The sequence below is a fragment of the Variovorax sp. 10N412 genome (assembly GCF_056394985.1).
The window spans coordinates 327,708-341,185 of record NZ_JBFTIO010000003.1 but is presented as its reverse complement, the minus strand read 5'-3'; the positions used below and the strand labels follow the sequence as shown (position 1 = coordinate 341,185).

Here is a 13,478-nt window from a genome sequence, read left to right as displayed (position 1 = left end):
CGACTGACCGAGCTAGCCATGAAAAACATCCGTTCCATCATCACCCTCGCCTGCCTAGCGGCCGTGGCAGCAACGTCGTTCGCGCAGGGCTTTCGCTCCGGCGGCGGCATCACGGACATCATGCGCGCCGGCCCGCGGCTGGGCCCACCGGCGGCACGCCCCACGCCCGCCACGCCTCCCGCGGCGCCGGTGCAGCGCTCGGCGGAATTCATCGTCGCGCTGGTCAACTCCGAGCCCATCACCAACACCGAGGTGCTGGTCCGCGTGGAGCGCCTGCTGAAGGAAAACCCCGATGCGCAGCGCGTGCCGCGCAACGAACTCACGCGCCTCGTGCTCGAGCGCCTGATCACCGAGCGCGCGCAGCTCCAGCTCGCCAAGGAAAACGGCATCAAGGTCGACGAGGTGGCGATCGACCAGGCCGAACAGACCGTGGCGCGCCAGAACGAGATCAGCCTGGTCGAATTGCGCCGCCGCGTGGCCGCCGAAGGCATTGCGCAGCAGGAGTTCCGCAACGACCTGCGCGACCAGTTGCTGCTCACGCGCCTGCGCGACCGCGAGGTCGAGTCGAAGGTCAAGATCAGCGACTCCGAGGCCGACGAGTACCTGCGCGACCAGCGCAACGTGTCCGTCAAGAACGCCGCGCTGGAGAACCTCAACCTGGCGCAGATCCTGGTCGCCGTGCCGGAAAACGCGACCGACGCGCAGATCGCCACCGCGCAGCAGAAGGCCCAGGGCCTCGCCCAGCGCGCCCGCGCCGGCGAAGACTTCGCCAAGCTGGTGCAGGACAACTCCGATTCGCCCGACCGCGCCAACGGCGGCGCCATCGGCATGCGCAGCGCCGACCGCTACCCGTCGCTGTTCGTCGAGGCCACGCAATCGACGCCGGTGAACGGCATTGCCGGACCGGTGCGCTCCAGCGCCGGTTTTCACGTGCTGAAGGTGGTGGCCAAGGCCCAGGTCGGTTCGAGCGACGCCACCGTCACCCAGACGCAGGTGCGACATATCCTGTTGCTGAGCGATCCCAAGCGCACCACGGCCCAGGCGGTCGCGCAGCTGGCGGAGTTCAAGCGCCGCTTGCAGGCCGGCACGGCCGACTTCGCGGCCCTGGCTCGCGACAACTCGCAGGACGCGAGCGCCAAGGCCGGCGGCGACCTCGGCTGGTCGCGCCCGGGCCAGTTCGTGCCCGAGTTCGAGGAAGCGATGGACCGCCTCACGCCGGGCCAGATCAGCGACCCCGTGGTGTCGCGCTTCGGCGTGCACCTGATCCAGGTGGTCGGCCGCCGCGAGGCCAAGCTGAGCCAGTCCGAGCAGCGCGAAGCCGCGCGGGCGGCGCTGCGCGAGCAGCGCATCGAGGAAGCCTTCAGCACCTGGGTGCAGGAAGTGCGCGCCCGGGCCTACGTCGAATACCGCGAACCCCCGCAGTCCTGATTCACTGATGGCACACATCGCCAGGAAGCGGTTCGGACAGCATTTCCTGTCCGACGGCGGGATCATCGATGCGATCGTGCGGGAGATCGCACCGCAGCCCGGCGACGCCATGGTCGAGATCGGCCCGGGGCTCGCGGCGCTCACGCAACCGCTGGTCGAGCGGCTCGGCCGGCTCACCGTGATCGAGCTGGATCGTGACCTCGCCAAGCGACTGCGCGAGCATGCGCAGCTCGACGTGATCGAGTCCGACGTGCTCAAGGTCGACTTCGCCGAACTCGCGGGCCGCTTTCCGGCCAAGCCGCTGCGCGTGGTGGGCAACCTGCCCTACAACATTTCCACGCCCATCCTGTTCCACCTGCTGGGCTCGGCCCATTTGGTGGCAGACCAGCATTTCATGCTGCAGAAGGAAGTGATCGACCGCATGGTGGCCAAGCCCGCCACGTCGGACTACAGCCGCCTGAGCGTGATGCTGCAGTGGCGCTACGACATGGCCAACGTGCTGTTCGTGCCGCCCGAGAGCTTCGAGCCGCCGCCGCGCGTGGACAGCGCCGTGGTGCGCATGGTGCCGCTGGCGCAGCCGCCGCTCGTCGATGCGAAGCGCCTGGGCGAAATCGTGCAGGTGGCTTTCAGCCAGCGGCGCAAGATCATGCGGCACACGCTGGGCAAGTGGCTGCAGGAGCATGGCTTCACTGGCGAGTTCGATACCCAGCGCCGGGCGGAGGAAGTGCCTGTGCACGAATATGTGGCCCTGGCGCAGACCGTGGCCCCATGAAAAAAGCCCGTCACAGACGGGCTTTTTTATGTGCGCCGGGGAAAGCCCAGGCGCTGATGCTTGAACCGATTCAAGCGGCGGCGAGCCAGTAACCCGCGTTGAACGGGCTGCTCATGCGCAGCGCCAGCGGCGACACGTCGACGAGCTTGTCGGTCGGCATTTTTTCGCCGGCCGGCTCGGTGCTGGCGGTGGCTGCTGCTGCGGTGGTGTTCACTTCGATGCCATCGAGGGTTTCAGCTTTGGGCTGAGCCTCGTTCGCCCGTTCTGCTTGGCTGGTAGATGCAGAACGGGCTACAGAAAAGAATAGAAGCACCGGAACGGGACCTTGCGGTCGCCCCAGTAGTCCGAGGCGTCGCGGAAGATGTCGAGCAGCTGCTCGCGTGCTTCCTTGTCGAACTTGGCATTGGCCGGAATCTGCTCCAGCACGATGACGAAACCCGGCTGCGGGCCCGATTTATGCAATGGGTCCGTCATGCAGTCGTACAGCGCGTCGAAGTTCTTCCCGAAGTGGGCCGGGAACGTGAATTGCTGCGCGATCAGGTCGAGCACGTCCTGCTTGGTCTGGGCGTTGCCCAGGTTGGCGTACAGGAAGTGCTGGCCGGCTGCGTTGGCAGCGTCCTGCAGGTCGTTCACGCGGAACGCGCGGATCGATTGCACGATGTTCGGGCGTACGGCACGAAGGGATAAGGTCATCTCCGCTGGTCTTTCCATAGTCATCATCATTTCTTCGGGGCGCTTCGGGGCGGCACCCAGGTCGTTGTCATCGCTCATGGCGCAATCCGTCTGAAACTTGCATAGTGGTCCGCTGTGTACCAGCAGGCCTCGGGTGTGGTGCGCTGTTCACCGCCGCAAACGATTCGTTGTGCACCACGATTGCGCGAGCCGGGTGTTGTCACCGTGTACTCGCGGTAGTGGCCACGCCGTGCCGGCGGTAAAAGACGCTCGCGATTGCCGAAAACCGTGCCGTCCTTGTCGTACCGGAAAGGTCCACCGTTGAGGATGGACTGGTAGGTTCGCTGGCCCTGCACCGGCAATTCGGACAGGGCGATCGTTCCCTCGGTGGACGTTTTTCCGGCGCCGAACCATCCGCGGGCCTCGGCCCCGGTCGTCAGCGCCGCCAGCATCAGGCCGGTAAGCGCAAATTTGGTGACAGAGGACGTGATCGAGGCGTAAGCCGCCATGGGGCACCACAAGAAAAGAGCGGGGGGTTTGAATCGGCGTCCAACCTCGGGGTTAACCCGCAAATTCAAGCCCGCGAGTGTGCACCACGCTGGCGAAAATAGCAAGCGACTGCCCAAAGTTTGAGCAGTCGCCAAGGGGGTAAGTGGTGTTTTAAGTTGGCGACCACTCTCGCCAAAGCGCCTATCTTTCGGCGTTTGCGTCAGCCACTGTCAAGGCTGTCATGTTCACGATGCGCCGAACAGTCGCACTGGCCGTGAGAATGTGCACAGGTTTGGCCGCGCCGAGCAGAACCGGGCCGATTGCGATGTTGCCGCCGGCTGCCGTCTTGAGCAGGTTGTACGAAATATTGGCCGCGTCGATGTTCGGAAAAACCAACAGGTTGGCGTCACCGGCCAGCGCGCTGTGCGGCATGACGATTGCGCGCTGCTTGCTGTCCAGCGCCACGTCGCCGTGCATTTCGCCGTCCACCTCGAGCCACGGTGCCTGCACGCGCAGCAGGTCGAGCGTCTTGCGCATCTTGATGGCGCTGGGCTCGTTGCTGGTGCCGAAATTGGAGTGCGACAGCAGCGCCGCCTTGGGCTTCAGGCCGAAGCGCATCATTTCCTCGGCCGCCATGGTCGTGATCTCGGCCAGCTCCTCGGGGGAGGGGTCGTAGTTGACGTGCGTGTCGACCAGGAACACCTGGCGGTCGGGCAGCAGCAGGCCGTTCATGCAGGCGTACACCGGCACGTCCTGCGGCGTGCTGGCGCAGCCGCCCGGGCGCTTGCCGATCACCTGGTCGATGTAGTGCAGGTGGATCAGCGTGGTGCCCCAGGTGCCGCAGATCATGCCGTCCACCTCGTCCTTGTGCAGCAGCATCGCGCCGATCAGCGTGAGGCGGCGGCGCATCTCGATCTTCGCGACCTGGGCGGTGATGCCCTTGCGCTCCGTCATGCGGTGGTACGTCTGCCAGAAGTCGCGGTAGCGGTGGTCCTGCTCGACGTTGACGATGTCGTAGTCCAGCTCTTCCTTCAGCCGCAGGCCGAACTTCTCGATGCGCTGGGCAATGATGGCCGGACGTCCGATCAGCGTCGGGCGGGCCAGGCCTTCGTCGACCACGATCTGCGCGGCGCGCAGCACGCGCTCTTCCTCGCCCTCGCTGTACGCCACGCGCTTCTTCGGCGAGCGCTTGGCCGCGTCGAAGATCGGCTTCATGGTCGTGCCCGAGGCGTAGACGAAGCTCTGCAGGCGGTCGCGGTAGGCGTCCATGTCCTTGATCGGGCGCGTCGCCACGCCGCTGTCGGCGGCGGCCTGCGCCACGGCCGGCGCGATCTTCATCATCAGGCGCGGGTCGAAGGGCTTCGGAATCAGGTACTCGGGGCCGAAGGACAGCTTTTCGCCGACGTAGGCAGCGGCCACGCGCTCGCTCTGCTCGGCCTGGGCCAGGTCGGCGATGGCGTGCACCGCGGCGATTTCCATCTCGTCGGTGATCGTGGTCGCACCCGAGTCGAGCGCGCCGCGGAAGATGTACGGGAAGCACAGGACGTTGTTGACCTGGTTCGGATAGTCGGTGCGCCCGGTGGCCATGATCACGTCGTCGCGCACCGCATGGGCGTCCTCGGGCGCGATCTCGGGGTTCGGGTTGGCCAGCGCGAAGATCACCGGCTTGGCCGCCATCTTCGCCACCATCTCGGCCTTCAGCACGCCGCCGGCCGACAGGCCCAGGAACACGTCGGCACCGACGATCACCTCCGACAGCTTGCGCATGTCGGTCTTCTGCATGTACTGGCGCTTGTCGTCGTCCATCAGCTCTTCGCGGCCTTCATAGACCACGCCGGCCAGGTCGGTGACGAACACGTTCTCGCGCTTCAGGCCGACCTTGAGCAGCAGGTTCAGGCACGCCAGCGCCGCGGCACCGGCGCCCGAGGTGACCAGCTTGACCTCGGCGATATTCTTGCCGGCCACCTTCAGGCCGTTGACCATGGCGGCCGCCACGGTGATGGCCGTGCCGTGCTGGTCGTCGTGGAACACCGGGATCTTCATGCGCTTGCGCAGTTCGCGCTCCACGTAGAAGCAGTCCGGGGCCTTGATGTCTTCCAGGTTGATGGCGCCGAAGGTGGGCTCCAGCGCGGCGATGATCTCGACCAGCTTGACCGGGTCCTTCTCGTCGATCTCGATGTCGAACACGTCGACACCGGCGAACTTCTTGAACAGGACGCCCTTGCCTTCCATGACCGGCTTGGAGGCCAGCGGGCCGATGTCGCCCAGGCCGAGCACCGCGGTGCCGTTGCTGATCACGCCGACCAGATTGCCGCGCGAGGTGTACTTGAAGGCGTTGGCCGGGTCCTTGACGATTTCCTCGCAGGGCGCCGCCACGCCGGGCGAGTACGCCAGCGACAGGTCGCGCTGGTTGACCATCTGCTTGGTCGCCGCGATGGCGATCTTGCCGGGGACGGGGAACTCGTGGTACTCGAGGGCGGCACGGCGCAGCTCGGCGCGTTTGTCTTCGGGCGTGGGAGTCGATGAGGTCGAGGGGGTCGAATCGGACATGTGCCTGTAGCTCCTGGTGGCGCTTCTTCTGGGGGCGCCGATTGTAGACCTCGCCCCGCAAGGCCTTGGCAGAGGCCATACGCCGCATGGCCGGGGGCGCACATGACCAAATGCACGGGTTGCGCCGTCAAGTCGCTGTGGCAATATGCACGGCTCGGACAAAACCTGAAAAAACCTGAAGAGGAGCGACCATGGCGCTGATGGATTTCATCAAGAAACAGTTCATCGACATCATCCAGTGGACGGAGACCGGCGATGGCACGCTGGCCTGGCGTTTCCCGATGGCGGAGATGGAAATCCAGAACGGCGCCTCGCTCACCGTTCGCGAGTCGCAGGTGGCGGTGTTCGTCAACGAAGGCAAGGTGGCCGACGTGTTCGGCCCCGGCATGTACAAGCTCACGACGCAGACGCTGCCCGTGCTCACCTACCTGAAGAACTGGGACAAGCTCTTCGAGTCCCCCTTCAAGAGCGACGTCTATTTCTTCAGCACGCGCCAGCAGGTCGACCAGAAGTGGGGCACGCCCCAGCCGATCACGATCCGTGACAAGGACTTCGGCGCCGTGCGCCTGCGCGCCTTCGGCAACTACAGCTTCCGCATCGGCGATGCCAAGCTGTTCCACACCGAAATCTCCGGCACGCGCGACATCTACAGCGTGGCCGACCTCGACGGCCAGCTGCGCGGCCTGGTGCTGCAGAACATCAGCAACGCCATCGCGTCCAGCGGCGTGCCTTTCCTCGATCTCGCGGCCAACCAGATCCAGTTTGCGCAGGCGCTCGCCGCGCAGCTGGTGCCCGAGTTCGAGAAGATCGGTATCAAGCTCGAGAACATCACGGTGCAGAACGTCTCGCTGCCCGAAGAGCTGCAGAAGATCCTGGACCAGAAGATCGGCATGGGCATGGTCGGCAACGACATGGGCAAGTTCATGCAGTACCAGACGGCGCAGGCCATCCCCAAGTTCGCCGAAGGCGCGGCCAACGGCGGCGGCATTGCCGGCGACGCGATGGGCCTGGGCGCCGGCGTGGCGCTCGGCCAGGTGCTGGCGCAGAACCTCGCGCAGGGCCTGAGCCCGAATGCGGCCGCCCAGGCCGCAGCCACGCAGCAGCAGCCCGCCGTGGCCGTGGTGAGCGCGAGCGACGTGATGACCACGCTCGAGAAGCTCGGCGAGCTCAAGACCAAGGGCATCCTCACGCAGGAAGAGTTCGACGCCAAGAAGGTCGAGCTGCTCAAGAAGCTGGTCTAACCCCCAGGCTTCGCGCACTTCGTGTCGCTACTCCTTCCCCCTTGCAGGGGGCGATACCTGCGGCCCGGCGTAGCCGGTACCGCGGTATCTCCCGCTTCGTTCGTCGCATCTTCAGCCGCGCGCCATGGCTGAGGAAACCGGCAACCAACGCTACTACCGCGCGCCCTGCCCCGGCTGCGGCGCGCCGGTCGAATTCCGCTCGGCACAGTCGACGCACGCGGTCTGTCCCTACTGCCAGAGCACCGTCGTGCGCCAGGGCGACACGCTCGCGCGCACCGGCAAGATGGCCGAGCTGTTCGACGACTTCAGCCCGCTGCAGCTGTTCGCCGCCGGCCGCATCCAGGACAAGCCGTTCACGCTGATCGGCCGGCTGCAGTACACCTACCCCGGCGGTCGCTGGACCGAGTGGATCGCCGCGCTCGACGGCGAGCGCACCGGCGTGCTCAGCGAGGACAACGGCGCGTACGTGTTCGCGCTGCCCTTCGACATCCAGCGCACCGCGCCGCCCTGGAACGAACTGCGCGTGGGCGCCACCACCGCCTTCGCCGGCCAGAGCTACACCGTCACCTCCAACGAGCAGGTGGCGCTGACCTCCGCGCAGGGCGAGCTGCCGCACCTGCCCGAGCTCGGCAAGCCGTTCGCGATGGTCGAGCTGCGCAACGACAAGGGGCTGGTGCTCAGCCTGGACTACGGCACCGCGCCGCCGGCGGCCTCGCTGGGCCGCTCGGTGCAGCTCGAAGACCTGCAGCTCACCGGCCTGCGCGAGGACTCCGCCAAGAACGAGACGGGCCGCAGCTTCAACTGCCCCAATTGCGGATCGCCCGTCACCGTCAACCTGGCCGACAGCAAGAGCATCACCTGCCGTTCGTGCAACAGCATCATCGACCTGTCCCAAGGCATCGGCGGCGAGCTGAAGCACGCCACGCAGAACGAGCCCGTGCGCCCGCTCATCGCGCTGGGCACCATGGGCCAGCTGCAGGGCGCGCAGTGGCAGGTGGTCGGTTTCCAGCACCGCATGGGCACCGAGCCCGGCGACGACGAGATGTTCGGCTGGGACGAGTACCTGCTCTACAACAAGAAGCGCGGCTTCAGCTTCCTGGTGGACGCCGAGGACGGCTGGAGCCTGGTCAAGCCGACCACCGGCGCGCCGGTGATGGCCGAGAACGGCAGCACCGCCACCTACCTCAGCAAGCGCTACCAGCAGCAGTACGCGTACAACGCCGAGACCACCTACGTGGCGGGCGAGTTCTACTGGCAGGTCGAGCGCGGGCAGAAGACCTTCAACCGCGACTTCGCCAACGGCCCCGCGCTGCTGTCGATGGAGCGTTCGGCCAACGAGCTCACATGGTCGTCGGGCATCAAGCTCGACAGCGGCGTGGTGGCCACCGCCTTCAAGCTCGACGCGAAGAAGGACATGTTCAAGCGCGCCGACGCGCTACCCGTGAGCGCCGCCTCGGGCATGGGCTGCGGCACCATCATCCTCATCATCGTGGTGATCATCATCCTGCTGATCATCCTGAGCACCTGCAGCGGCGGATCGTCCGGCGGCTCGCGCAGTTCGGGCGGCTCGTACGGCGGCTATTCGAGTGGCGGCGGCCACAAATGACGGCGAAGATGCACGCGATGTTTCTTATTACTACGACTGGAGGTCCCCATGGGATTTGAATGGCTGAAACCGGGCGTGGTCCTCGGATCGCTCGTGTACGCGCTGATCGGCGTCGTGATCTTCTGGCTGTGCTTCCTGATCATCGACAAGATCACGCCCTATGACCTGTGGGGCGAGATCGTCGAGAAGCAGAACGTGGCGCTGGGGCTGGTGGTTGCCGCGATGAGCCTGGGCATCAGCATCATCGTGGCCGCAGCAATCCATTGAGCGACGCGGCCCTGCCCGCGCGCACCCCGGATGCGCGGGGGCCGCAACCCGTGGAGATCGCGCTGCTCGCCAGCGTGTTCGTGGTCGCCGCCTGCGGGCTGGTCTACGAACTGAGCGCGGCCGCGCTGAGCTCCTACCTGCTCGGCGACTCGGTGCTGCAGTTCAGCACCATCATCGGCACCTACCTGTTCGCCATGGGCGTGGGCTCGTGGCTCTCGCGCTATTTCGACCGGCAGCTGCCCGCGCACTTTCTTCGCATCGAGCTGATGGTGGCGCTGATCGGCGGCGCGCTGCCAGCCATCTTGTTCCTGGCCAACGCCTACGTGCCCAGCGCCTTCCGCCTGCTGCTGTACGGCCTGGTGATGGTCGTGGGCACGCTGGTGGGCCTGGAGATTCCGCTGGTGATGCGCATCCTGAAGCGCAACATCGTGCTCAAGAACCTGGTGTCGCAGGTGCTCACCTTCGACTACCTCGGCGCACTGGCGGTGTCGGTGGCGTTCCCGCTGATCCTGGTGCCGCAGCTCGGCATGATCCGCACCGGCCTGCTGTTCGGCTTCATGAACGCCGCCGTGGCGCTGTGGGCGCTGTGGCTGTTCCGCCATGAGCTGCGCCGAATCGGCGCGCATGCGGTGGCCTGCTTCCTGGCGCTGGCCGCGCTGCTCGCGGCCTTCATCTGGGCTGACCACATCACGACGCTGGCCGAGGACAAGTTCTACCAGGACCACATCGTCTTCAGCGCCACCTCGCCCTACCAGCGCATCGTGGTCACGCGCGGGCTGCTCGGCCACCGCCTGTTCCTGAACGGCAACCTGCAGTTCGCCGAGCGCGACGAGTACCGCTACCACGAGGCCCTGGTGCATCCGGTGATGGCCGCGCAGGGCGCGCCCAAGAAGGTCGCCGTGCTCGGCGGCGGCGACGGCATGGCGGTGCGCGAGATATTGAAGTACCCGTCGGTCGAGTCGGTCACGCTCGTGGAACTCGACCCGAACATGACCCAGCTCTTCACCACGCACGAGACGCTGGCCGCGCTCAACGGCCATTCACTGTCCTCGCCGAAGGTGAAGATCGTCAACACCGACGCCTTCCAGTGGCTGCAGCAACCCGGCGACATGTACGACGTGATCGTGGTCGACTTTCCGGACCCAACCAATTTCGCCATCGGCAAGCTCTACACCAACAGCTTCTATGCGCTGCTCGAAAAGCGCCTGTCGGCCAGCGGCTACGCGGTGATCCAGACCACCTCGCCGCTGGTGGCACGCAAGAGCTACTGGACCGTGGCGACGACCATCGAATCGGTGGGCCTGCGCGCCACCCCGTACCACGCGCATGTGCCGAGCTTCGGCGAATGGGGCTACATCATCGCGAGCCGCCGGCCGTACCGCATGCCCGACGCGCTGCCGCCGGGCCTGCGTTTTCTCTCGCCTTCCACGCTGCCGTTGATGTTCGACTTTCCGCTCGACATGGCGCGCGTGCCGACGGAAGTGAACCGTTTGTCGAACCAGATCCTTGTCACCACTTACGAACAGGAGTGGGGCAAGGTGATGGCGCATTGATATGGCTCGCCCCCAGGCTGCGCGCACTTCGTGTCGCTTCGCCAACCCCCTGCCGGGGGCAACACCTGCAGCCCGGCGAAGCCGCATCCGCGGTGTTCCCCGAAGGGAACGGATCCGATGAAGCGCCGTGGCTTCCTTGGCGCAGCCGCAGGTGCGGCGGGCGCCCTGGCGCTTGCGGGCTGCGAGGCGCCGCCCGCGCCCATCGAAGGCGGCTTCACCGGCATCGACGTGGCGCGCGGCCATGCGATGCGCGACGGCGCGCTCAAGAGCGCGGCACCCGCTGTCGTGAAGCGCACCCGTGTCGTCATCGCCGGTGGCGGCGTCGCCGGGCTCGCCGCCGCACGCGCCCTGCGGCTCGCGGGCATCGACGACTTCACGCTGCTCGAACTCGAAGACACGGCCGGGGGCAACGCGCGCGGCGGCATGGTCAACGGCATTGCCTGCCCGCTGGGCGCGCACTACCTGCCCGTGCCCGGCGACGATGCGCGCGAGGTGCAGGACCTGCTCGAGGAGCTCGGCCTGCGCCGCCGCGTGGCGGGCCGCTGGGCGTACGACGAGGTCACGCTGTGCCACAGCCCGCAGGAGCGCCTGTTCTTCCAGGGCGAATGGCAGGACGGCCTGCTGCCCGTGCACGGCGTGGGCGAAGGCACGCTGGCGCAGTACCGCAAGTTCTCGCAGCGCATCGACGCGCTGCAGCACGCGGCGCACTTCGCCATTCCCACGCTCAAGGTCGCCGTCACGCCCGAGCTGCTGGCGCTCGACGCGATTTCCTTTTCGAGCTGGCTCGACCGCGAGGGCTTCAGCGACGTGCAGCTGCGCTGGTACCTGGAGTACTGCTGCCGCGACGACTACGGCGCGGGCATCGCGCAGGTGTCGGCCTGGGCCGGCATCCACTACTTCGCCAGCCGGCACGGCTTTCATGCGCCCGGCGATCCGACCGGCAGCGCCAACGACGCGAACCCCGAGCGCGACGGCATCCTCACCTGGCCCGAAGGCAACGGCTGGCTCACGAAGCAGCTGGCCCGCCCGCTCGGCGAACGCCTGCGCACCGGCCAGGTCGTCACGCGCATCGCCGACGTGCGCGGCGGCGTCGAGGTCGATGCGTGGGACACCGCCACGAAGTCGCTGGTGCGCTGGCAGGCCGAGCGCTGCATCGTCGCGCTGCCGGTGTTCATCGCCGCGCGCGTGGTCGAGAACCCGCCCGAGGTACTGAAGAACGCCGCCGCGCACGTGCGCTACGCGCCCTGGCTGGTGGCCAACATCCACCTGCGCGGGCCGCTGGCCGACCGGCACGGCGCCGCGCCGAGCTGGGACAACGTGGTGTACGGCACCAAGGGCCTGGGCTATGTCGACGCGCGCCACCAGACACTCGACCCGACACCGCGCGGCACCGTGCTGAGCTGGTACCGCCCGCTGGGCGCCAGCGGCTACGACACGGCCGACGGCCGCAAGCTCTTGCTGGAGCGCCCCTGGACCGGCTGGCGCGACGACCTGCTCGCGGAGCTGTCGGTGCCGCACCCCGACCTGCCCTCGCTGGCCACGCGCATCGACATCACGCGCTACGGGCACGCGATGTCCATCCCCAGACCCGGCCTGCTCGCGCAGATCGGTTCGCAGCGCAGCGCGCCGGACGACGCGCACCGCGGCAGCGTCGTCGCGGGCCGGTTGTCGTTCGCGCATGCCGACTGGTCGGGCTATTCGATCTTCGAGGAGGCCTTCACGCGCGGGCACGTGGCCGGGACCGCAGTGGCATGAAGACACTGGTGCTCGGTGGCTACGGCAACTTCGGTGCGCGCATCTGCCGCGCACTGGCCGCCGACCCCGGCATTGCGTTGCTGGTGGCGGGGCGCGATGCGCAGCGTGCCACGGCATTGGCCGATTCGCTCGGCGGCGGTGCGCGCGGTGTCCGCCTCGATGTGCAGGCGGGCGATCTGGCGGCCAGCTTGCGCGAGCTGGGTGTCGGCTTGGTGATCCACACGGCGGGGCCCTTTCAGAGCCAGGACTACCGCGTGCCCCAGGCCGTGGCCGCAGCAGGCGCGCACTACATCGACCTGGCCGACGGCCGGCGCTTCGTGTGCGACTTTCCGGCGGCGCTCGATGCCGCCTTCCGCCACGCGGGCCGCACGGCGGTCAGTGGCGCCAGCACCGTGCCCGCGCTGTCCTCGGCGGTGGTCGACCAGCTCGCGGCGGGTTGGCAAGGCATACGCAGCATCGACATCTGCATCGCGCCGGCCCAAGGCGCGCCGCGCGGCGAGGCCACGCTGGCCGGCGTGCTTGCCTACTGCGGCGCGCCGATCCGCGTGTGGCAGGACGGCCGGTGGGTCGAGCGGCTCGGCTGGGCCGACCCGGTGAAGGTCGAGTTCGCGCGCATGAAGCCCAGGCGCGGTGCGCTGTGCGACATCCCCGACCTCGAGCTTCTTCCCTCTCGCTATCCCGGCGTGCAGTCGGTCATGTTCCGCGCCGCGCTCGAAGTCGGGCTGGCACAGCACGCGTTCGCGTTCATGGCCTTCATGCGCCGCGTGGGCCTGCTGCCCGCGCCGCACAAGCTGGCGCCGCTGCTGCATTCGGCAGGCCGCGTGTTCGATGCGCTCGGCACCGCGCTGGGCGGCATGGTGGTGCGCGTCGAAGGCACGGACGCGCAAGGCCGGGCAGCGCGCCGCGCCTGGCACATCGCCGCGGACCACAACCACGGCCCGGAGATCCCGTGCATGGCCGCCATCCTGCTGGCCCGCCGGCTCGCGCGCGGCGATGCGTTGCCCACGGGCGCGCATGCCTGCGCCGGCTTGCTGGCCCTGGACGAATTCGCGCCCGAGTTCGCGCGTTGGGGCATGGTGACCGACATCGTCGAAGAGGCTGCAACCACGGTGCAGGGCCATGGCGCACCGCCGCTTTGAGTTCGA

12 protein-coding genes are annotated in these 13,478 nt (G+C 67.5%); 8 read left to right on the top strand and 4 right to left on the bottom strand.

The window, feature by feature from the left end:
- Positions 1–18 precede the first annotated feature (18 nt).
- Positions 19–1,428 carry a peptidylprolyl isomerase gene (locus tag AC1DJH_RS10900; protein WP_478185687.1) on the top strand — a complete coding sequence of 470 codons (1,410 nt, stop codon included), beginning with the start codon at positions 19–21 and terminating at the stop codon, positions 1,426–1,428.
- Between the two features lie 7 nt (positions 1,429–1,435).
- Positions 1,436–2,200 carry a 16S rRNA (adenine(1518)-N(6)/adenine(1519)-N(6))-dimethyltransferase RsmA gene (rsmA, locus tag AC1DJH_RS10895; protein WP_472113142.1) on the top strand — a complete coding sequence of 255 codons (765 nt, stop codon included), beginning with the start codon at positions 1,436–1,438 and terminating at the stop codon, positions 2,198–2,200.
- Between the two features lie 70 nt (positions 2,201–2,270).
- Here the strand turns inward: rsmA and AC1DJH_RS10890 are convergent, their stop codons facing one another.
- The 4 genes from AC1DJH_RS10890 to AC1DJH_RS10875 all read right to left on the bottom strand — a co-directional run bounded on the left by AC1DJH_RS10890 (position 2,271) and on the right by AC1DJH_RS10875 (position 5,911).
- A complete protein-coding gene (locus AC1DJH_RS10890) occupies positions 2,271–2,414 on the bottom strand; it encodes a hypothetical protein (RefSeq protein ID WP_435486655.1) in 144 nt (47 codons plus the stop codon).
- 77 nt (positions 2,415–2,491) lie between these two features.
- Positions 2,492–2,917 carry a barstar family protein gene (locus tag AC1DJH_RS10885; protein ID WP_086011111.1) on the bottom strand — a complete coding sequence of 142 codons (426 nt, stop codon included), beginning with the start codon at positions 2,915–2,917 and terminating at the stop codon, positions 2,492–2,494.
- 50 nt (positions 2,918–2,967) lie between these two features.
- Complete coding sequence (locus AC1DJH_RS10880) at positions 2,968–3,381, bottom strand: guanyl-specific ribonuclease (RefSeq protein WP_472113136.1); 414 nt, start codon at positions 3,379–3,381, stop codon at positions 2,968–2,970.
- A gap of 181 nt (positions 3,382–3,562) precedes the next feature.
- A complete protein-coding gene (locus AC1DJH_RS10875) occupies positions 3,563–5,911 on the bottom strand; it encodes an NADP-dependent malic enzyme (RefSeq protein WP_472113133.1) in 2,349 nt (782 codons plus the stop codon).
- Positions 5,912–6,102: 191 nt separating this feature from the next.
- On the opposite strand from AC1DJH_RS10875, the gene AC1DJH_RS10870 reads away from it, so the two are divergent.
- From AC1DJH_RS10870 to AC1DJH_RS10845, 6 genes are all read left to right on the top strand, one after another.
- On the top strand, positions 6,103–7,152 hold the full coding sequence (locus tag AC1DJH_RS10870) for an SPFH domain-containing protein (RefSeq protein WP_472113131.1): 1,050 nt from the start codon (positions 6,103–6,105) through the stop codon (positions 7,150–7,152).
- A 124-nt stretch (positions 7,153–7,276) separates the two neighbouring features.
- On the top strand, positions 7,277–8,758 hold the full coding sequence (locus AC1DJH_RS10865) for a DUF4178 domain-containing protein (protein ID WP_478185686.1): 1,482 nt from the start codon (positions 7,277–7,279) through the stop codon (positions 8,756–8,758).
- Between the two features lie 48 nt (positions 8,759–8,806).
- On the top strand, positions 8,807–9,025 hold the full coding sequence (locus AC1DJH_RS10860) for a DUF350 domain-containing protein (RefSeq protein WP_019653703.1): 219 nt from the start codon (positions 8,807–8,809) through the stop codon (positions 9,023–9,025).
- Positions 9,022–10,578: a polyamine aminopropyltransferase gene (locus tag AC1DJH_RS10855; protein ID WP_478185685.1), complete on the top strand. Its 1,557-nt coding sequence runs from the start codon at positions 9,022–9,024 to the stop codon at positions 10,576–10,578. Before AC1DJH_RS10860 ends, AC1DJH_RS10855 begins: the two co-directional genes overlap by 4 nt.
- A gap of 117 nt (positions 10,579–10,695) precedes the next feature.
- Entirely contained in the window at positions 10,696–12,333 is a 1,638-nt protein-coding gene (locus tag AC1DJH_RS10850) for an FAD-dependent oxidoreductase (protein ID WP_478185684.1), read from the top strand.
- Entirely contained in the window at positions 12,330–13,472 is a 1,143-nt protein-coding gene (locus AC1DJH_RS10845) for a saccharopine dehydrogenase family protein (RefSeq protein WP_478185683.1), read from the top strand. The genes AC1DJH_RS10850 and AC1DJH_RS10845 overlap by 4 nt, the downstream gene beginning before the upstream one ends.
- The last annotated feature ends 6 nt before the right edge of the window (positions 13,473–13,478 follow it).